Genomic DNA, 19,234 nt, shown 5'->3' on the forward strand with positions numbered 1-19,234 from the left:
CCGCGCAGCAGGCCCTGGAGGCCTTTGCCGAAGGGCCATGGGGTGCGAAGTATCCGACCATCGTGCAGTCGTGGCGACGGGCGTGGGAGAACGTCACACCGTTCTTCGTGTTTCCGCCCGACATACGCCGTGTCGTCTACACCACGAATGCCATTGAGAGCCTGAACATGCAACTACGCAAGATCATCAAGACCCGCGGTCACTTCCCCAACGACGAGGCCGCCATCAAGCTACTGTGGCTGGCATTGCGCAACGTGCTGGCGAAGTCTGTACGGGCGGCATTCGACTGGTCCTCCGCCATGAACCAGTTCGCTATTCTGTTTGGAGAGCGTTTTACCAACGCACGCGGGTAACTCCGCTAACCGCCTCGCACACAAAAATGCGGACAGGTTCCAAACCTGCGAATTACTTGACGGGTGCCCAAAAAGGTTGGACATGCGCCCAACCTTTCTGGGTGAAATCTCTTAAGCAACTAGCTTATGCTGACTCCCCGCGCATCTTCCTCCCCTGCTCCCTAACCTGCTCCAACGTCGCACCCGGCGTGCTCGCCTCCTGCGGCATGCGAATCTCGATCACCGCCGCACACTTCGCCTCCATTGAACGCTTGAGCGCAGGCAGAAAGTCCTCAGTCCGCTCCACCGTCTCGCCATGCGCGCCGAACGATCGCGCGAACGCCGCGAAATCCGGATTCGTGAGCCCGGTGCCATGCACCCGCCCAGGATAGTGCCGCTCCTGATGCATACGAATCGTACCGAAGTGACCGTTGTTCACCACGATGAAAAGCACATGCAGGTCGTACTGCATCGCCGTCGCGAGTTCTTGCGCAGCCATCATGAAGCAGCCGTCGCCGGCCAGCGCCACAACCGCGCGTTGCGGATACATCGACTTCGCCGCGATCGCCGCCGGCACGCCGTAGCCCATCGCGCCACTCGTCGGCGCAAGCTGCGAACGGTAATGCCGATACGAGAAGTGCCGATGCAGCCACGTCGCGTAATTGCCCGCACCGTTGGTGAGAATCGCGTCGTCCGGTAGATGCGCGCGCAACTGCTGAATCACTTCGCCCATCTGGACGTCGCCGGGAATCTGACGCGGTTTGCGCCAGTCGAGATACGCCTGATGCGCCTCGCTCGCTGCACCCGACCACGCGAGTTGCTCGGACGATGGCTCCAACTCCGCAAGCATTGCCGCCAACTCCGGCATGCCAGAGACGATCGGCAGATCGGCCGCATACACGCGGCCCAATTCCTCCGCGCCCTGATGCACGTGCACGAGCGTCTGCTTCGTTTTCGGAATGTCGAGCAACGTATAGCCGTTCGTCGTCGCTTCGCCCAAACGCGGTCCGATCGCGAGTAGCACGTCGGCGTCGCGAATGCGTTGCGCGAGCGCGGGATTGATGCCGAGGCCGACGTCGCCGGCATAGTTCGGATGCTCGTTGTCGAGCGTGTCCTGAAACCGGAACGCGAGGCCGACCGGCAATTGCCAGTTCTCGACGAAGCGTCGAAAGTCCGCGCACGCAGCCGGCGTCCAACCGCTGCCGCCTGCGATCACCATCGGCCGTTGCGCGCCGTCGAGCAATCCGCGCAACTTCTCGATCTGCGCCGCCGACGGTGACGCCGCCACGCGCTGATAAGCCGGCGCGCCGGCCACGGCATCGCATGCGTCGCTCAACACGTCTTCGGGCAACGACAAGACCACCGGCCCGGGTCGCCCCGAAGTCGCCGTGTGAAACGCATGGCTCAGATACTCGGGAATGCGCTTCAGATCGTCGATTTGCGCGACCCACTTCGCCATCTGACCGAACATGCGCCGATAATCGATTTCCTGAAATGCCTCGCGGTCGAGATGCTCACGCGCGCATTGGCCGATCAGCAGAATCATCGGCGTGGAATCCTGAAACGCGGTGTGCACGCCGATCGATGCATGCGTGGCGCCCGGCCCGCGCGTGACGAGCGCGACACCAGGGCGCCCCGTCAATTTGCCGACGGCCTCCGCCATATTCGCCGCGGCCGCTTCGTGACGGCAAACAATGGTCTGGATGCGTTCGGTTTCGTCGTGCAGCGAATCCAGCACGGCGAGAAAACTCTCGCCGGGCACACAGAAAACACGTTCGACACCGTGCGTGAGTAAAGCATCGACGACGAGACGCGCGCCGGTGGTTTGAGCGGCGGCGGGACCGGAAACGGGAGTATTCGGCTGCGACATTGCGATGAAGTCTCCAGGCAGTGCGTAAGTGCGGTATGAGATTGCCGAATCAACCTGAACATCAGCCGATCGGCGCTCCGACAGCTTACGCCGAGCGCGCCGCCGCTGTCACGGCGCCGTGCTACGGGATCGCTCGCGGCCGCGCGCAGGTAAGAAGCGCACGCGCCTTCTCCCGCTTCGGCGACAGTACGTAGCACAGGCGTCCGCACGTGATGTACGAACGCGAAGAAGCGACGCGCAAATAAAAACGCGGGCCATAGCCCGCGTCGTCATCCGCATCGAGGCAAGGAAGCGCCGCCCTCAACACTCGACGATATTCACCGCCAACCCGCCCCGTGACGTTTCCTTGTATTTGGTTTTCATATCCGCGCCGGTCTCGCGCATGGTCTTGATCACCGAATCGAGCGACACGTAGTGACTGCCGTCGCCGCGCAAGGCCATGCGTGCGGCATTGACCGCTTTCACCGATGCCATCGCGTTGCGCTCGATACACGGAATCTGCACCATGCCGCCGACCGGGTCGCACGTCAGCCCGAGGTTGTGCTCCATGCCGATTTCCGCGGCGTTTTCGACCTGCTTCGGGGTGCCGCCCATGACTGCCGCGAGTGCGCCCGCCGCCATCGAGCAGGCGACGCCCACTTCGCCCTGACAGCCCACTTCGGCGCCCGAAATCGACGCGTTCAGCTTGTACAGAATGCCGATCGCCGCGGCGGTCATCAGGAAGTCGATCACGCCTTGCTGATTCGAACCCGGCATGAAGCGCGTGTAGTAATGCAGCACGGCGGGAATAATGCCGGCTGCGCCGTTGGTCGGCGCCGTCACCACACGTCCGCCGGCGGCATTTTCTTCGTTGACGGCGATCGCGTAGAGATTGATCCAGTCGATCATCGACAGTGGATCGCGTAACGCCAGCTCCGGATTGCCCGACAGCGCGCGATACAGCTGCGGCGCGCGCCGCTTCACCTGGAATGGACCGGGCAGGTTACCGTCGGCATCCGGATTGTTGATGCCGCAACCCCGTGATACACACGATTGCATCACGTCCCAGATCTTCAGCAGGCCCGCGCGCGTCTCTTCTTCCGTATGCCAGACGCGCTCGTTTTCCCACATCAACTGAGCGATGCTCTTACCGGTCGATTCGCACAGCGCGAGCAACTCGTTGCCGCTGCGAAACGAGTACGGCAGTTGATCGACCGCGGCCAGGACTTTCGTATTCGGCGCGCCGGCCGTCACCACGAAACCGCCGCCCACCGACAGATAGGTCGACTCGCGCAATGTCTCGCCTTGCGCGTCGAGCGCACGCAACTTCAGACCATTCGGATGCTCGGGCAGCGCCTGACGATAAAACGAAATGTGATCCTTCTGCACGAACGGCACCTCGTGCGTGCCGAGCAGCGCCAGCTTGCGGGACACGCGCACTCCCTCGAGCCGCTGCGCTATCGTGTCCGGGTCCACGGTATCGGGCGCATCGCCCATCAGGCCGAGCATCACGCCGCGATCGGTACCGTGCCCTTTGCCCGTCGCGCCGAGCGAGCCGTACAACTCCACTTTCACCGAGGCGGTCGCGGCGAGCAGCCCATCGCGTTCGAGCCCTTGAGCGAACATCAGCGCCGCGCGCATCGGCCCGACCGTATGCGAACTGGACGGACCAATGCCGATTTTGAAGAGGTCGAAGACGCTGACTGCCATTTACTGCTCCCTGCTATGGATAAAGTTGATTTACCGCGCCGGCAGCGGCAAACACACGGCGAGCCACGCGGGCGGCGTCGGTGCGAGCTGTAGCGCGATCGGCGTATAGCGCCCGTCGAGGCGCGCCGCCAGGTGAAACAGTTCCGTCGCGTTCTTCGGATCCCACTGACCCGAATAGCCGGGCAAGCCGGCCTCGCGACGTTTTGCATCGAACGGAACGCTCGAATGCACGAATTCTTCATGCGTCTTGCTGCCGGCCGCATACGGCGCCAGCCAGTTGAGCGCGGCTTGCAACGACGCGCCGTCCGCGCCCTTCTCCGGCAACCAGTTGCGGTTATGGCGACGCGCGGCGAGCGCGGCTGTCACGAGCGGCTGCAAGTCGTAGGTGACGTAATGCAGCGCGTCGCGTTCGTTGAAATCGACTGTCGAACCATCCGGCTCGATGTTGTCGCCGATATGCTCGACGAACAGACGCTGGGCCGCGTTGATCATCTTGCGGTTGTCGAGCGTGAACGCGGCCATGGCAATCAGTTTGATCCGATGGCTCTGCCAGTTGTTCCTGAACGTTCCTTTGAGCGGGCGCGGCTGCGCGTCGATTTGCCCGATGTAGCCGTTCGCGAGTTTCGTCAGGAACGCCATGGACGCATTGCGCGTTTTCACCGGCAACGCGCTCGCCGTCATGTCGTACGCGAGAATCAGTCCTTCGAAACGGGTTTCGTCGATGGGATTGAAGCTCGGTTGATAGGTCGTGACCCAGGCGTACAGCAAGCGGTCGACGAGCTTGAGATAGCGGTCGTCGCTGGTGGCGCGCCAGGCGAGCGCGGCGTCGCGCAACAGATCGAGATCTTTCTCCGCCTCGACGCTCTGGTCGTAAATGCCCTCGTGCGGCAGCGTGCCTTCGGTATGCAGTTTCGCCAGCGCATGCGGCTGGTCGTTCAGATGGGCCTGCACGTTGCTCACCAGCGCTTTCACGCCGGGATCGGCGTTCGTGCGTTCGCTGGTTTGCAGCGCGGGCGCCGCGCAAAAATTCATCGCGGCCTGCGCTTGCCGTAGCGGCAGCAGCACGGCTGCGCCAGCCAACAGCAGCGTGCAGACTTGCCGCCAATTCGGCGCTCGCGTTGCTTCGGTCCGGCTTTGCATCAATCGCACCTTTCGCGCCATGCGAAACTCCTCGTTAGGCTGATTCGGTGTGTGATGTTAGCCGTTTGCGGCCACGAACGACAGAGAACCTCAGAGCGGAACCGCGCATCGCCTCGCCGCCTCTTTTTCGAGACGACGGGCGATGCGCACTGGCAATCCCGCTTACTCGTAGTCGGCGATCGGCACGCAGGAGCAGAACAGATTGCGGTCGCCGTACACGTTGTCCGCGCGGCCGACCGGCGGCCAGTACTTCTTCGCGATCAGCGTGGGCAGCGGATACGCCGCGGTTTCGCGCGCATACGCGTGCTTCCAGTCATTCGCGATCACCACCGCTGCCGTGTGCGGCGCATGCTTCAGCGGGTTGTCCTCGCGATCCGAGCGGCCTTCTTCGACTGCACGGATTTCCTCGCGGATCGCAATCATCGCTTCAATGAAACGGTCGAGTTCTTCCTTCGATTCCGATTCGGTCGGCTCGACCATCAGCGTGCCCGGCACCGGGAAGCTCATGGTCGGCGCGTGGAAGCCGTAGTCGGCGAGACGCTTGGCGACGTCGTCGACGGTGATGCCGCTGGTTTCCTTGATCGGACGCAGATCGAGAATGCACTCGTGCGCGACCAGGCCGCCCGGGCCCGAATACAGCACCGGATAGTGCGGCGCGAGTTTCTTCGCCACGTAGTTCGCGTTGAGGATCGCGGTTTCGGTCGCGGCGGTGAGGTTCTTCGCGCCCATCATTGCGATGTACATCCACGAAATCGGCAGGATCGATGCCGAGCCGTACGGAGCGCCCGATACCGCGCCGATGCCGTTCGGCGCGCGTTCGTAACCCGACGAAATCTGGTTCGGCAGGAACTGCGCGAGATGCGCGCCGACCGCAACCGGACCGACGCCCGGTCCGCCGCCGCCGTGCGGAATGCAGAAGGTCTTGTGCAGATTCAGGTGCGACACGTCGCCGCCGAACTGGCCCGGCGCGGTCAGTCCGACCATCGCGTTCATGTTCGCGCCGTCCACATAGACCTGGCCGCCGTGCGCGTGCACGATCTCGCAGATTTCACGCACGTTCTGCTCGAACACGCCGTGCGTGGACGGATACGTGATCATGATCGCCGCGAGTTTGTCGGCGTGCTGATCGGCTTTCTTCTTCAGGTCTTCGATATCGACGTTGCCTTGCGCGTCGCAGGCCACCACGACGACCTGCATGCCGGCCATCTGCGCCGACGCCGGGTTCGTGCCGTGCGCCGAAGCGGGAATCAGGCAGACGTTACGATGCGCTTCGCCGCGCGACGCGTGATACGCGTGGATGATCAGCAGGCCAGCGTATTCGCCTTGCGAGCCGGCGTTCGGTTGCAGCGACACGGCAGCGTAGCCGGTGGCCGCGACCAGCATCTCTTCGAGCTGATCGATCATTTCGCGGTAGCCGACGGTTTGCTCAGCCGGTGCGAACGGATGAATCTGGCCGAATTCGGGCCATGTAACCGGCAGCATTTCCGAGGTCGCGTTCAGCTTCATCGTGCATGAGCCGAGCGGGATCATCGAGCGGTCGAGCGCGAGGTCCTTGTCCGACAGGCTGCGCAAATAGCGCAGCATTTCCGTTTCCGAATGATGACGGTTGAACACGTGGTGCGTGAGGTACGCGCTCGTGCGCTCAAGCGCGGCCGGCACCGATGCGGTATTCGACGCAGCCATCGCCGCGTCGAGCGTGTCGACCTGCGGGACGTCTTTCGCGCCGGCGGCTTGCGCGAATACTTCGAGCAGATCCGCCAGATCGCGGCGCGTAGTGGTTTCGTCGATCGACAGGCCGACTTGCGTATCGCTCACGCGGCGCAGGTTGATGCGTTTCGCTTGCGCGGCCTCGTGCAGCGCTTGCGTGCGTGCGCCGGATTCGAAGGTGAGCGTGTCGAAGAACGTTTCGTTGGCGAGCGAGTAGCCGAGTTGCTTCGCGCCTTCCGCCAGCAACACGGCGATGCGGTTCACGCGCAATGCGATCGTCTTCAAACCGTGCGGGCCGTGATAAACGGCGTACATGCTGGCCATGATCGCGAGCAGCGCTTGCGCGGTGCAGACGTTCGAAGTGGCCTTCTCGCGGCGGATATGTTGTTCGCGCGTTTGCAGCGCGAGACGCAGCGCGGGGTTGCCTTGCGCGTCGACGGTCACGCCGACGAGGCGGCCCGGCATCTGGCGCTTGAATTCGTCGCGCACGGCGAGGTAAGCCGCATGCGGGCCGCCGAAGCCGACCGGCACGCCGAAGCGCTGCGTGTTGCCGACGGCCACGTCCGCGCCCCATTCGCCCGGCGGCGTGAGGACAGTCAGCGCGAGCAGATCGGCGGCGACCACCACGTGGCCGCCCGCTGCGTGGATCGCTTCGGTGAGCGCGCGGTAGTCGCGCACGTCGCCGTTCACGCCCGGATATTGCAGCAGCACGCCGAACGCATTTGCATCCGCGGCTTCCGCGGCCGGGCCCACTTTCACTTCGATGCCGACCGGCGTGGCGCGCGTCTTTACCACTTCGATGGTTTGCGGCAGCACGTCGTCGGCCACGTAGAACACGTTCGACTTCGGCTTGCCGATGCGTTGCAGCAGCGTCATCGCTTCAGCGGCAGCCGTGGCTTCGTCGAGCAGTGACGCGTTCGAGATCGCCAGGCCCGTCAGGTCGACGATCATCTGCTGGAAGTTCAGCAGCGCCTCTAGACGGCCTTGCGAAATTTCCGGCTGATACGGCGTGTACGCGGTGTACCACGCCGGATTTTCCAGCACGTTACGCAGGATCACCGTCGGCGTGTGCGCGTTGTAATAGCCTTGCCCGATGTATGAGCGGAACACCTGGTTCTTGTCCGCGAGTTCGCGCAGCGCGGCGAGCGCTTCGGCTTCGCTCTTCGGTTGCGCGAAGGGGCCGAGCGGCAGCGTTTCGGTGCGGCGGATCGTCTTCGGAATGACGGCGTCGATCAGCGCGGCGCGCGATGCGAAGCCGAGGGCTTCGAGCATCGCGTGCTGGTCGGCCGAGTCCGGGCCGATATGCCGTTCGGCGAAGGCGTCATGCACTTCGAGCGCGGCGAGCGAGAGAGGAGTGCGGTTCATCAGACGATCCGGGTGTTCGAGCTTCATGGGTGTTCCTGGCGGTGCGGCGTCCTTCGGCATTCAAAAGGACGCGCCGCACCTGTCGGGTTAAACGTAAAGGTGAATCAGGCGCCGATTGACTTGCTGTACGCGTCGGCGTCGATCAGACGGTCTTGCGTCGCGTCCGCAGCCGGCTTGATCTTGAAGAGCCAGCTTTCGTACGGCGTGGAGTTGACCGAATCAGGCGTGTTGGCCACGGCGGTGTTCGCTTCGATGATCTCGCCGGAAACCGGCGCGTAGATATCGGAAGCGGCTTTCACCGATTCGATGACAGCGACGGTGTCGCCGGCGGTGACCGTCTTGCCCAGTTCCTGGACTTCGAAGAAGACGATGTCGCCGAGCGCTTCCTGCGCGTGGTCGGTGATGCCGACCGTCAGCGTGCCGTCCGCCTCGGTGCGGACCCACTCGTGCGATTCGGTGTATTTCAGATCGGCCGGGATGCTCATCGGATGCTCCTATGCGGTGTGATTCGGTTGTAACGTGGGAAGTAGACGCACGCGCAGGTTTGCTTAAACCGCGAGCACTTTGCCATTGCGCACGAACGGCAGTTTTACCACGCTTGCAGGTACGTTCTTGTCACGAATCTGAACGTGAACGGTGTCGCCCGGCTGCACGCCTTTCGGCACGCGCGCAAAGGCGATGGATTCCTGCATGGTCGGGGAAAACGTACCGCTGGTGATTTCGCCTTCGCCCTGCGGCGTGACGACTTTTTGATGAGCACGCAGCACGCCTGCCGCCTTGCCGTTTTCCTTCAGCAGAATCAAGCCGACGAACGCAGCCTGCGAACCGTCCGCTTCCAGCTTGCCCTTGCCGACGAAGTCGCGCGGCGAGGTGAGGTCGACGGTCCAGGCGAGGCCGGCGTCGAGTGGCGAGACGTTGTCGTCCATGTCCTGGCCGTACAGGTTCATGCCGGCTTCGAGCCGCAGCGTGTCGCGCGCGCCGAGACCGGCCGGGCGCACGCCTTGGGCTTGCAGCGCATTCCACAACGCTTCGACGTGATCTGCGGGGACAATGATTTCGAAGCCGTCTTCGCCGGTGTAGCCGGTGCGGGCCACGGTCAACTCGCCGAACGGCGTGTCTTCGATGCGGGCGGCGTTGAAGGGCTTGAGCGCTTCGGTGGCGGCGCGTGCGGCCGGCACGGTTTGCCATACTTTTTCGCGCGCATTCGGGCCTTGCACGGCGACGATCGCGTAATCGCGGCGCGGCGTGATGGTCAGGCCGAAGCTGCCTTCGGCGTTGAGCTGGCCGAACCAGGCGATGTCTTTATCGGCGGTGCCGGCATTGACGACCACGCGGAAATGATCTTCGCCGAAGTAATAGACGATCAGATCGTCGATCACGCCGCCGTTCGGGTTCAGCAGGCAGGAGTACAGCGCGCGGCCCGGCGTTTGCAGCTTGGCGACGTTGTTCGCCAGCGCATACTCGAAGAATGCGCGCACGCGCTCGCCGGTGAAATCGACGACACACATGTGCGAGACGTCGAACATGCCGGCGTCGGTGCGCACGGCGCGGTGTTCGTCGATCTGCGAGCCGTAGTTGACAGGCATGTCCCAGCCGCCGAAATCGACCATGCGGGCATTGAGCGCACGGTGGGTGGCGTTGAGCGGGGTGTGTTTGAGTTCGGTCATGGGGCCTCGGGCGTCTCGCGAAACAAAAAAGGCCATGCGGCGCTACGCCTCGCGGCCTTTTAGCTGCGAGCGATGCGTTGCATGGCCCCTCTGTCCTCGATACCTGAGAGATTGCGTTGCCGTGGTCACGTTGACGTGTCACGGTGAAACGCGCGCCCCTTCGGTGGGCAGCTTGCCAGATTCGCTCGCACTTACGACGCGCGATGCGCACGGCTACTGCCGCTCTCCAGAGTGCGAAAAACCGGTGCTCGATGTTGCCTGAGAGCGGGTTCTCCGACGCGGTCGGTCCTTTTGCCTGAGAGTTTGCGGGTGTGCCCCTTCGGCGGCGCGGCCTGCGGTTTTCTGCGGCCAGCACGCTCTCCCGACGCGTGCGGCGAATGTACGCGAGGGCCGGGGGCTTGTCAAATAAAGGCCCGAGAACCGCGCGGCGGTTGACGGAGCGTCTGCGCACTTGTCAAAAAAAGCGCGGGACGTGATGCCCGCGCTCGTGCTGCTTCGGCGTTGAAGCCGGATTTGATTCTGGCGCGATTACTCGCCGATAGCGTGTGCCGCGTTGTCCAGTTCCTGATTCAAGACGCGCTGTTCGTCGCCCGACAGGCCGCCGCCGTGTTGCGCGGCCATGTCGTGCGCTTCCTGACGGATCACGTCGAGGCGATGGTGCAGCGCTGCGCCTTGGGGCGGCGGGTAATAGCCCTGATTCACGCGGTTGTCGATCCGGCGGCTGAGGTTGTCGATGCGGCCTTCGACCTGATGCAGGCGCTGATCCGCGATCTGTTGCGGGTTGGGGCGAGGCGCCGGCTGGGGTTGAGGCGCCACCACACAGGCGGCGAGGGAACTGAGCAAGGCGCAAGCGGCGAGCGCGCGGATAGTACGGGGCATGGACACTCCGGAAGTCATTGTCGTTTTGTGGTGCTACCTGGTAGCAACGGATGACTACCGGGCCGCGCTGACCTGCGGCGCGGCCTGATTTGTAACGTTATGTTCCTTTTGGGCTTGTCAGGGTTTTGGGCCCGCGCCGCGTGCACGGCGAGTGCTGTTTTAGGTACACAAGCCGTTTCGCCGCGCGGACCAAACCGTCAGCGAATCCGCTCGAACGGCAGCCGGGCGCCTTCTTCCGAGCTTCGTTCGGCAAGCTCGATAACCGTCATAACGTCGACGGCGTCCTGTGCGCTCACCGGGAATTTCACGCCGTTCTGGATCGCGTCGGCCACCGCGACATAAAACCCGGCGTAATCGCCATTGCGCGTCGGCCACTCCCGCTCGACTTCCTGATCGCCTTCCACGACGCGCACCACACCCGGGGCGTTGCCGGCGCCGAAGCCGTCGTCGCCCGGACGCAGGCCCGCCTTCAATTGATCTTCCTGCGTGTCGAGCCCGTATTTCATATAGCTGCCGCGTGTGCCGTGGAGGGTGAAGCGCGGCGCGACCAGCGCCGTCAGCGCGCTCGCGTGCAGCACCACTTCGAATTCGCCGTAGCCGAGCTGGATGTGCACGTAGTCAGGTGCGCCGGCGTCGTCACGATGTGCGCGCACCGTTGCCGACACGGTTTGCGGCGTGCCGAACAGCGCCAGCGCCTGGTCGATCAGATGCGGTCCGAGGTCCAGCAGCAAGCCGCCGCCTCGCGACGCTTCCTCGCGCCAGCGCTGGCGCACCTCCGGCCGGAAACGGTCGAAGTGCGATTCGTATTGCGTGATCCGTCCCAACTCGCCGCTCGCCAGCAGATCGCGCACGGTCAGAAAATCGCCGTCCCAGCGACGGTTGTGAAACGGCATGAAGAGTTTGCCTCGGGCGAGCGCGATGTTGGCCAGCGTGTGCGCGTCGGCGGCGTTCAGCGTGACCGGTTTGTCCACCACCACGTGCTTGCCCGCTTCCAGCGTGCGGCGGGCCAGGTCGAAGTGCGTGTCGTTCGGCGTGGCGATCACGATGCAGTCGAGTTCATCCAGCGCCAGCAGCGCGTCGAGGTCGGCCACCACCTTGGTGTGCGGATAGTCGGCGAGCGCGCGCTCGGGCTGGCTCGTGGCAATGGCCGCGACGCTCGCGCGGCCGCAGTGCTCGATCACCGGCGCATGAAAGGTCGCGCCGGCGAAACCGTAACCCATCAATCCAATCTTCAGCGATGCGGACATGCGTGTCTTCCTGCAAAAACGGCGCGCCGCTTTGCCACCGCGGCGACGGCGCGCAACACCGCAATTGTGGCATGTCCTGGAGGTGGACCGTCAGCGTCGTCGTGAGCGTTTGTCGCCGCTATCCGTCAACACAATCGTGTTAACATCGCTCCTCTCGCGCGAACCGCAGCGGGCCGGAATACCCGCGCACCGCGCGGGGCGCCCGTTCCAGCTGCCGGGGCTGCGCAGCATGCCCCCGGGCCTCCGGCGAATATGCCGCCACGCCCTCAACCGCTGCTTTCAACCGCAACACCCATCCACTGACGATGTCCGCAGGCCTGAACCCCGCTCAAAATGAAGCGGTCCGTTATCTCGACGGTCCGTGTCTCGTGCTCGCCGGCGCAGGTAGTGGCAAGACGCGCGTGATCACGCAGAAGATCGCGCACCTGATCGAGGCCAAGGGCTTCGAGCCGCGCCACATCGCCGCCGTCACGTTCACGAACAAGGCCGCGTTGGAAATGCGCGAGCGCGTGGGCAAGCTGCTCGAAGGCAAGACCCTCACCACGCCTGGCAAGGAAGGCCGCAAAGTGCCCGTCAACCAGTTGACGGTCTGCACCTTCCACTCGCTTGGCGTGCAGATTCTGCGGCAGGAAGCGGAGCACGTCGGCCTGAAGCCGCAGTTCTCGATCATGGATTCCGATGACTGCTTCGGCATGATCCAGGAGCAGGTCGGCTCGACGGATAAGGGCTTCATCCGCAAGATCCAGTCGATCATCTCGTTGTGGAAAAACGGCATGATCATGCCGGAGCAGGCGATCGCGATCGCCGCGAACGAGGATGAACATCAGGCCGCGATCGTCTACCGCAATTACGTGGCGACGCTGCACGCGTATCAGGCAGTCGATTTCGACGACCTCATCCGTCTGCCCGCCGAACTCTTCGAAAAGAACGAGCAGGTGCGCGACCGCTGGCAGAACAAGCTGCGCTATCTGCTGATCGACGAGTATCAGGACACCAACGCCTGCCAGTACGAACTGGTGAAGCTGCTGGCCGGCAAGCGCGCGGCGTTCACGGCGGTGGGCGACGACGATCAGGCGATCTACGGCTGGCGCGGCGCGACGCTCGAAAATCTCGGCCAACTCAGCAAGGATTTTCCGAAGCTGCATCTGATCAAGCTGGAGCAGAACTACCGCTCGACGGTCCGCATTCTGACCGCCGCGAACAACGTGATCGCGAACAATCCGAAGCTGTTCGAAAAGAAGCTGTGGTCCGAACACGGCATGGGCGACACGATCACCGTCACGCCATGCAACGACGAAGAGCACGAGGCCGAGTCCGTGGTGTTTCGCCTGTCGGCGCACAAGTTCGAGCGGCGCGCGAATTTCCGCGACTACGCGATCCTGTATCGCGGCAACTTTCAGGCGCGAATTTTCGAGCAGGTGTTGCGGCGCGAGCGGATTCCGTACGTGTTGTCCGGTGGCCAATCTTTCTTCGACAAGGCCGAGATCAAGGACATCTGCGCGTATCTGCGTCTGATCGCCAACGCGAACGACGACCCCGCGTTCATCCGCGCGATCACGACGCCGCGACGCGGCGTCGGCAACACGACGCTCGAGGCGCTCGGCTCGTTCGCAGGCCAAGCCAAAGTGTCGCTGTTCGAGGCGGTGTACATGGGCGGCATCGAGGCGCGTCTGTCGCCGCGGCAGATCGAGCCGATGCGCGTGTTCTGCGATTTCATGCAGCGCCTCACCGATCGCGCCGAGAAGGACGCCGCCGGCACGCTGCTCGACGAACTGATGGACGCGATCCACTACGAAGCCTATCTGTACGACGCGTTCGACGAACGTCAGGCGCAGTCCAAGTGGCAAAACGTGCTGGAGTTCATGGAATGGCTCAAGCGCAAGGGCACCAGGGCCGAGCCCACGGGCGCCGCGGCCGATGAAGCCACCGGCTACGACACCGCCGACGGTCTCGGCGACACCGGCAAGAGCCTGCTCGGGCTGATCCAGACGGTCGCGCTGATGTCGATGCTCGAAGGCCGCGAGGAAGATCCCGACGCGGTGCGTTTGTCGACGGTGCATGCGTCGAAGGGTCTGGAGTATCCGCACGTGTTTCTGGTGGGCGTCGAGGAAGGCATCATGCCGCATCGCGGCGGTGCGGACGACGAGCCGATCGACGACGCGCGCATCGAAGAAGAGCGCCGGCTGATGTACGTGGCGATCACGCGAGCGCAGCGCAGTCTGCATCTGAACTGGTGCAAGAAGCGCAAGCGCGCGCGAGAGACGGTGGTGTGCGAGCCGTCACGCTTCATTCCCGAAATGCTGCTCGACGACGCCCCGCCGCCGACGCCCGAAGAAGCGCCGATGTCGCCGAAAGACCGGCTCGCGAGTTTGAAGGCGCTGTTGCAGAAGCCTTGAGCTGATGCTGAGATTGTTGAGATCGCGTAGGCCTGTTTGCCGGCCGCGATATAAAAAATCCCTGCAGCGCGGCGACGCGGCGCAGGGATTTTTTAGTGCTGCGGCAAACGCCGCGAGCGTTTTACTTCACCGCGCTGACCATGTAGTCGACGGCGGCCTTCACATCCGCGTCGGAGGCTGTCGAGCCGCCCTTCGGCGGCATCGCGCCCTTGCCGTGCAGCGCGTAGTTATAGACCGTGTCCATCGGCTCTTTCAGCCGGGGTGCCCAGGCATCTTTGTCGCCGAACTTCGGTGCGTTCAACACGCCGGCCGCATGACAGGCCTGGCAAACCTGCTGATACAACGCCTTGCCTGCTTGTGACGCGTCGGCGCTTTGCGCGCCGACCGCTGCCGGCGCGGCCGCTTGCGGCACGCTCGCCATGGCGGCCATCGCTGCGGCGGCCTGAGCCGCACCCGCGTCGGAAGCGCCGGCGGGCGCCGCTGCCGCAGCACCGGATGCCGCAGCTGCTGCTGCGCCCACTGCCGGCTGAGCCGGTTCAGGGAAACTGCCGCCGGAATTGTTGGCCATGTAGGCGACCGCGCGGGCGATTTCGAAATCGCTGTAGTCGTCCGGACTGGTGCCGCCGCGCGGGGGCATCGCGCCTTTGCCGGAGAGCGCCGTGTGCAGCAGCGTGTCGAAGCCCTGCGCGATGCGCGGTGCCCAGTCGGCGGTATTGGTGAATTTCGGTGCGCCTGCCGCACCCGACGCGTGACACGCGGAGCACACCGCCTTGTAGACTTCCTCGCCGGACTTGTAGACGCGTGGCGCGTTGGCGTCGCGAATGTCGACTTGGGCGAACGGCTTGATGCGGGCGGTGACCTCGGCTTCGGAGAGGGAGTCGGTGCCGGCGCCGGTGCGCGTCGAATTGTCGACGTAGATCACTAGCAGAACGATGATGACGATCGGTACCGCAAAACTGGCGATGATTGCGGCGACGAGCTGCCCGGGGGTTTTGATCGGGGCTCCGTGTGGTGCTTCGCTCATGCTTGTCTCGTCTCCGTGGGTATGTGAGCGGTACAGCGTGACGGCAACTTCTTGTTCTTTAATCAGGCACGGACGATTATAGACGGAACATTTCGGCGGCGGCGAGGGGCGCGGCGCGGTGTTCAGCAGGCGTTTACCCGCATCGCGCGGGTTGTGCGAAAGACTGCGAAGACCGGCCTTCAGGCCGTCCGGTGGACGGTATGGCGGAAACCGGGTATCCTTTCGGTCTCGCTTTGGCGTCGCATCCGTTCTGGTGCCGCGCATTCGTGTTGAAGCGCCCGTAGCTCAATGGATAGAGTACTGCCCTCCGAAGGCAGGGGTTGCTGGTTCGATCCCAGCCGGGCGCACCAAAAAGAGTCGAACTCGCTCAAGGGCTTACGCAATATGCGCTAAGCCCTTTTGTTTTTTTACGGTCATGTCGTGTTCAGACGACTGCCGCCTAAACTCCCATATTCCTGCAAATAATCGTCCCTCGACGCCCTGCGTCCGCTCGCATGCGCTTTGCAGAATTATCCTAAAAAAATGCGCTTTGTCTGTATTGAAACTAAGAATCGGACGTTTGAACGTCTCCATGCGGAAATTTCCCATTGCCCCACCCTATCCTCTTAATTAGCATGGCTTGTTCATGCAAATTGCATCGCGTGAATATCCCCGAAGCGGCATTCGACATCGCTTCACTGATTAATAAAGGTGTCGCGATCTATCCGCGCGCCGATCGTTTTATTGCAGGTCATGTACAAAATAACCCGGCTGATTTTAACCGCATCGATCATGATGCTATCCAATCTCGTCCACGCGCAATCGGTGGCGCCTCAAACAGGTGCAAGCGAGTTTGCCGGTCCCTATGTGGGTTTCAAATTGGGTGTGAATACCTCCGATGCCTCAGGCGTTCACAGTAAAGCATCGCACGCCACGGTTTTTCCCGGTTTCACGGCGGGATATAACTTTGACGTCGACCGTTTCGTCGCAGGCGCCGAAGTTTTTGCCGATCTGCATCATGGCTCGACAACCTATAAAGACGGCGGAATCGATGCGAAATTCGGCATGCCGTTCAATCAGTTCATGCCCTATGTCCGTATTGGATTGACAACGGATTGGCCGAACATCCGTCCTCACTGGGGTTTAGGCGTCGAATATAAATTCGCTAAACACGTGAGCGCGGTGGGCGAATGGACAACCGACACCAGCAATCACGACGGCACCCGAAGAACGAATAACAGCTTCACCATCGGTGTGCAATATCACTTCAACTAACGTGCTGGATTCGCAACTGCGCGACTAACCGATCGGACTCGAACAACCGCCTTCCCCGCAACAAGGTTGTTGAAAGCGCCCCCTGCCGTTAGAATGCCCCGGTCACTGGGGAGTAGCCTTCCTTCATCCTTTGAAGGAGAGCGCGTCAACATACTTGGCCTGCGGGTCATGGCGCGTTCGACCGGGTCGGTTTGGCGAGACCATTGACGCACTGCCTCGTTCTGGTCGGACGGGCGGCGGTGCGTCATTGGTTAGTCATCTACGTCCGACCGCGGAGTTGCCCTGTGAAAAATCGTCGCATCCAGCAAGTCTCCCCTCTCGTCCGTTCGCCGCGTCTCTGCTTCTGTCTGTCCGCGGAGCGCCGCGCATGACCGGTCTCCTGTTCGAACTTGCCATCATGCTGGTCGTCATTCTGGTGGCGGCCGAGCTCTTCACCAATGCACTCGAGCATCTGGGCGAACGCCTCAAGATTTCCGAAGGCGTGACGGGTTCACTATTCGCCGCCGTCGGCACGGCGTTGCCCGAGACGCTCGTACCGCTGCTCGCGATCGCCGGCGGCACGACCGATAACGTGGTCAACCAGGAAATCGGCGTCGGCGCGATTCTCGGTGCACCACTGATGCTCTCCACCCTCTCCACCTTCCTCATGACGCTCGCGATTGTCGGCTCGCGGGGCGCGCGCGGCTGGGTCGCGCCGGAGCGTACGGGTTTCACGCGCGACCTCAACTATTTCCTGTGCGCGTTCGTGCTGGCCGCTGCGGCGATGTACGTGCCGCATGAGCAAATGATCGTGCGCGCGCTCTTCAGCGTGGCGCTGGTCGGCGTGTACGTCACCTACGTGGTGATGACCTTCCGTGCATCGAATGATCTGGTCGATGCCGGCCACGGCACTGAAGCGCCGGGCAAGATGCTGATCTCGCGCCTCGGCGTGCCGACCAACCTCGCGACCATCGTGGTGCAACTGGCGCTCGCCGTCGCGTTGCTGGTGTGGGGCGCGGAAGGCTTCATCCATGGTGTGCGCGGTGTCTCGCAGGCGCTCGGCGTGTCGCCGCTGCTGCTCTCGCTACTGATCATTCCGATCGCGACCGAGCTGCCCGAGAAGGTCAACAGCATTCTCTGGATTCGCCGCGGCAAGGACACGTTGGCGTTCGGCAACATCACCGGTGCGATGGTGTTTCAGGGCACCTTGCTGCCAGCAATCGGTATCCTGCTGACGCCGTGGGTGCCGCGTATCGAAGTGGTGACCGGCATCGTGATCACGCTCGCCGCCGCGGCGTGGCTGCGGATCAATGTGCGTGAGCGCGGCGTGCCGGTGTGGGCGTTACTGATTTGCGGCGTGCTCTATGCCACGTATCTGGCGATTACGCTGAGCCGCTAGACGAGCCGCCGACGACAGTTGAATCAGTCGCAGAAGGCCGCTCGCCCCACGGCCTTCTGAGTTTCAGGTTCAGTTCGGCCGGGCCGTTGTCGGCGCTGCGGTCGCTGTCGCGCCGTCCGGCTTGAACACGACTCTCCAGTCATCTTTCATATCGACGACAAGCCAGCCTTTCGCGCCGGCCTCGTCCAGACCTTTGTCGAGTTTGCCGCTCTTCGCCGTGCGGTCGTATGCGTATTCGCGATCCGCGTCCGTGTGATGCACGAGCGCGGCGAGGCGCGGGCCATCGCCTGCCGAGGTCCATTCGAGCATTGGCCCGTCCCCATCCGCGTTACCGAACGCGATCACCGGACGTCTGCCGATCACGCGCTCGATGGCGAGCGGTTTGGCCGAGCCGTCGACCAGCGTGTCGACTTGCGCGAGGCGCGTCAGCGAGACAGCACCGTTGCTCTGGCCATACCGATACTTAACGGTGCTGCCGATCACCTGCTCGGGCGGAATGCCGTACATGCGTTGGGCGACGTCGCGGGCGAACTCGGCGTCGCCGCCCGTCACCAGATAGCTCTTGAAGCCGTTGGCGCGCAGATAGGCAAGCAACTCGAGCATGGGCTGATACGCGAGATCGGCGTAGGGCCGGTTGAAGTGCGGGTCAGCCGCGGAATCGAACCATTCGCGCACGAGTGCGGCGAACTGATCGCCCGTCATGCCGGCGTGGGCCGCCGCCAACACCCGCATCGAGCCGCTGTCGCCGCTTGCCGCCACACTCTTGAGATTGCCTTTGAGGATCGAGCGAAACGGCTCCTGACGCATCCATTCCGGATGCCGTCCGGCCACCGTCTTCACACGTTGCAGCGCGAACACCAATTGCACCGAAGCGGGCTGCTCGGGCCACAGTGTGCCGTCGTTATCGAATACGGCGATCCGGTCGGCACGCGGGATGAAGTCCTTGGACTCGGGCGTAGTCACGAGCGTCACGAAGTCGACAATCGAGTGTTTGGTCTTCGTGTCATTCCACGACGCCAACGCGGCGGCCGTCGATGCGCCGGCCTGCGACACCCCGTCCTGTCGCGGCGTCACGGAACAGGCACAAAGAAGGACAACGGTGAAGGCGATGCAGTACCGGTGCAGCGTGCGAATCATGAAAGCCTCATCGAAAGCGGTGGGACGAACTCAAGCGAGCGCCAGTCTAATGGGCCAAAGGGTTTATTGCAGCCGTTGTGGGATTTTTTCGACATTGAGGCTTGAGCCTGCCTCGGCAAAACACAATGCCGATTGAATAAGCGGGCAAG

14 protein-coding genes, 1 tRNA gene and 3 riboswitches are annotated in these 19,234 nt (G+C 63.1%); of the genes, 5 read left to right on the forward strand and 10 right to left on the reverse strand.

What is annotated here, in order from left to right; translation table 11 throughout:
* Positions 1-353 (forward strand): transposase (locus tag B0G73_RS29710; protein WP_146144249.1); only part of this gene is annotated, 353 nt, incomplete at its 5' end.
* A gap of 124 nt (positions 354-477) precedes the next feature.
* Here the strand turns inward: B0G73_RS29710 and B0G73_RS29715 are convergent.
* From B0G73_RS29715 to B0G73_RS29750, 8 genes are all read right to left on the reverse strand, one after another.
* Positions 478-2,202, reverse strand: coding sequence for a thiamine pyrophosphate-binding protein (locus B0G73_RS29715; RefSeq protein ID WP_106284740.1), 1,725 nt, complete (start codon positions 2,200-2,202; stop codon positions 478-480).
* Positions 2,203-2,502: 300 nt separating this feature from the next.
* Positions 2,503-3,891, reverse strand: coding sequence for an L-serine ammonia-lyase (locus tag B0G73_RS29720; RefSeq protein WP_106284741.1), 1,389 nt, complete (start codon positions 3,889-3,891; stop codon positions 2,503-2,505).
* 30 nt (positions 3,892-3,921) lie between these two features.
* Positions 3,922-5,052, reverse strand: a complete 1,131-nt coding sequence (locus tag B0G73_RS29725) for an alginate lyase family protein (protein WP_106284742.1) — start codon at positions 5,050-5,052, stop codon at positions 3,922-3,924.
* Between the two features lie 141 nt (positions 5,053-5,193).
* On the reverse strand, positions 5,194-8,130 hold the full coding sequence (gene gcvP, locus B0G73_RS29730; protein WP_106284743.1) for an aminomethyl-transferring glycine dehydrogenase: 2,937 nt from the start codon (positions 8,128-8,130) through the stop codon (positions 5,194-5,196).
* Positions 8,131-8,207: 77 nt separating this feature from the next.
* On the reverse strand, positions 8,208-8,588 hold the full coding sequence (gene gcvH, locus B0G73_RS29735) for a glycine cleavage system protein GcvH (protein ID WP_106284744.1): 381 nt from the start codon (positions 8,586-8,588) through the stop codon (positions 8,208-8,210).
* Between the two features lie 63 nt (positions 8,589-8,651).
* Complete coding sequence (gcvT, locus tag B0G73_RS29740; protein ID WP_106284745.1) at positions 8,652-9,770, reverse strand: glycine cleavage system aminomethyltransferase GcvT; 1,119 nt, start codon at positions 9,768-9,770, stop codon at positions 8,652-8,654.
* Between the two features lie 80 nt (positions 9,771-9,850).
* Positions 9,851-10,010: riboswitch (glycine riboswitch) on the reverse strand.
* Positions 10,011-10,042: 32 nt separating this feature from the next.
* Positions 10,043-10,144, reverse strand: a riboswitch (glycine riboswitch).
* 154 nt (positions 10,145-10,298) lie between these two features.
* Positions 10,299-10,649, reverse strand: coding sequence for a hypothetical protein (locus tag B0G73_RS29745; RefSeq protein ID WP_106284746.1), 351 nt, complete (start codon positions 10,647-10,649; stop codon positions 10,299-10,301).
* A 197-nt stretch (positions 10,650-10,846) separates the two neighbouring features.
* Entirely contained in the window at positions 10,847-11,896 is a 1,050-nt protein-coding gene (locus tag B0G73_RS29750) for an oxidoreductase (RefSeq protein WP_106284747.1), read from the reverse strand.
* A 305-nt stretch (positions 11,897-12,201) separates the two neighbouring features.
* Here B0G73_RS29750 and B0G73_RS29755 point away from each other — a divergent pair, with 305 nt between their 5' ends.
* Positions 12,202-14,292, forward strand: a complete 2,091-nt coding sequence (locus B0G73_RS29755) for a UvrD-helicase domain-containing protein (RefSeq protein ID WP_106284748.1) — start codon at positions 12,202-12,204, stop codon at positions 14,290-14,292.
* 121 nt (positions 14,293-14,413) lie between these two features.
* On the opposite strand, the gene B0G73_RS29760 is transcribed toward B0G73_RS29755, so the two are convergent.
* The gene (locus B0G73_RS29760; protein WP_106284749.1) at positions 14,414-15,316 is read right to left on the reverse strand and encodes a cytochrome c5 family protein; all 903 of its coding nucleotides are present in this window, start codon (positions 15,314-15,316) and stop codon (positions 14,414-14,416) included.
* Between the two features lie 274 nt (positions 15,317-15,590).
* Here B0G73_RS29760 and B0G73_RS29765 point away from each other — a divergent pair.
* From B0G73_RS29765 to B0G73_RS29780, 3 genes are all read left to right on the forward strand, one after another.
* Positions 15,591-15,666 (forward strand) — tRNA-Arg (locus B0G73_RS29765).
* Positions 15,667-16,048: 382 nt separating this feature from the next.
* Complete coding sequence (locus B0G73_RS29775) at positions 16,049-16,570, forward strand: outer membrane protein (RefSeq protein ID WP_106284751.1); 522 nt, start codon at positions 16,049-16,051, stop codon at positions 16,568-16,570.
* 95 nt (positions 16,571-16,665) lie between these two features.
* Positions 16,666-16,837, forward strand: a riboswitch (yybP-ykoY riboswitch).
* Between the two features lie 100 nt (positions 16,838-16,937).
* A complete protein-coding gene (locus B0G73_RS29780; protein ID WP_106284752.1) occupies positions 16,938-17,948 on the forward strand; it encodes a sodium:calcium antiporter in 1,011 nt (336 codons plus the stop codon).
* 69 nt (positions 17,949-18,017) lie between these two features.
* Here B0G73_RS29780 and B0G73_RS29785 read toward each other — a convergent pair whose 3' ends face one another.
* Positions 18,018-19,085 carry an HAD family phosphatase gene (locus tag B0G73_RS29785; RefSeq protein WP_106284753.1) on the reverse strand — a complete coding sequence of 356 codons (1,068 nt, stop codon included), beginning with the start codon at positions 19,083-19,085 and terminating at the stop codon, positions 18,018-18,020.
* Positions 19,086-19,234 lie beyond the last annotated feature (149 nt).

Source organism: Paraburkholderia sp. BL25I1N1, assembly GCF_003002025.1.
GTDB lineage: Bacteria > Pseudomonadota > Gammaproteobacteria > Burkholderiales > Burkholderiaceae > Paraburkholderia.

What these genes read in the sequence shown, in the direction of transcription:
- B0G73_RS29715 (WP_106284740.1), bottom strand. Translation starts at nt 2,202, where the DNA reads ATGTCGCAGCCGAATACTCCCGTTTCCGGTCCCGCCGCCGCTCAAACC.
- B0G73_RS29720 (WP_106284741.1), bottom strand. Translation starts at nt 3,891, where the DNA reads ATGGCAGTCAGCGTCTTCGACCTCTTCAAAATCGGCATTGGTCCGTCC.
- B0G73_RS29725 (WP_106284742.1), bottom strand. Translation starts at nt 5,052, where the DNA reads ATGGCGCGAAAGGTGCGATTGATGCAAAGCCGGACCGAAGCAACGCGA.
- gcvP (WP_106284743.1), bottom strand. Translation starts at nt 8,130, where the DNA reads ATGAAGCTCGAACACCCGGATCGTCTGATGAACCGCACTCCTCTCTCG.
- gcvH (WP_106284744.1), bottom strand. Translation starts at nt 8,588, where the DNA reads ATGAGCATCCCGGCCGATCTGAAATACACCGAATCGCACGAGTGGGTC.
- gcvT (WP_106284745.1), bottom strand. Translation starts at nt 9,770, where the DNA reads ATGACCGAACTCAAACACACCCCGCTCAACGCCACCCACCGTGCGCTC.
- B0G73_RS29745 (WP_106284746.1), bottom strand. Translation starts at nt 10,649, where the DNA reads ATGCCCCGTACTATCCGCGCGCTCGCCGCTTGCGCCTTGCTCAGTTCC.
- B0G73_RS29750 (WP_106284747.1), bottom strand. Translation starts at nt 11,896, where the DNA reads ATGTCCGCATCGCTGAAGATTGGATTGATGGGTTACGGTTTCGCCGGC.
- B0G73_RS29755 (WP_106284748.1), top strand. Translation starts at nt 12,202, where the DNA reads ATGTCCGCAGGCCTGAACCCCGCTCAAAATGAAGCGGTCCGTTATCTC.
- B0G73_RS29760 (WP_106284749.1), bottom strand. Translation starts at nt 15,316, where the DNA reads ATGAGCGAAGCACCACACGGAGCCCCGATCAAAACCCCCGGGCAGCTC.
- B0G73_RS29775 (WP_106284751.1), top strand. Translation starts at nt 16,049, where the DNA reads ATGTACAAAATAACCCGGCTGATTTTAACCGCATCGATCATGATGCTA.
- B0G73_RS29780 (WP_106284752.1), top strand. Translation starts at nt 16,938, where the DNA reads ATGACCGGTCTCCTGTTCGAACTTGCCATCATGCTGGTCGTCATTCTG.
- B0G73_RS29785 (WP_106284753.1), bottom strand. Translation starts at nt 19,085, where the DNA reads ATGATTCGCACGCTGCACCGGTACTGCATCGCCTTCACCGTTGTCCTT.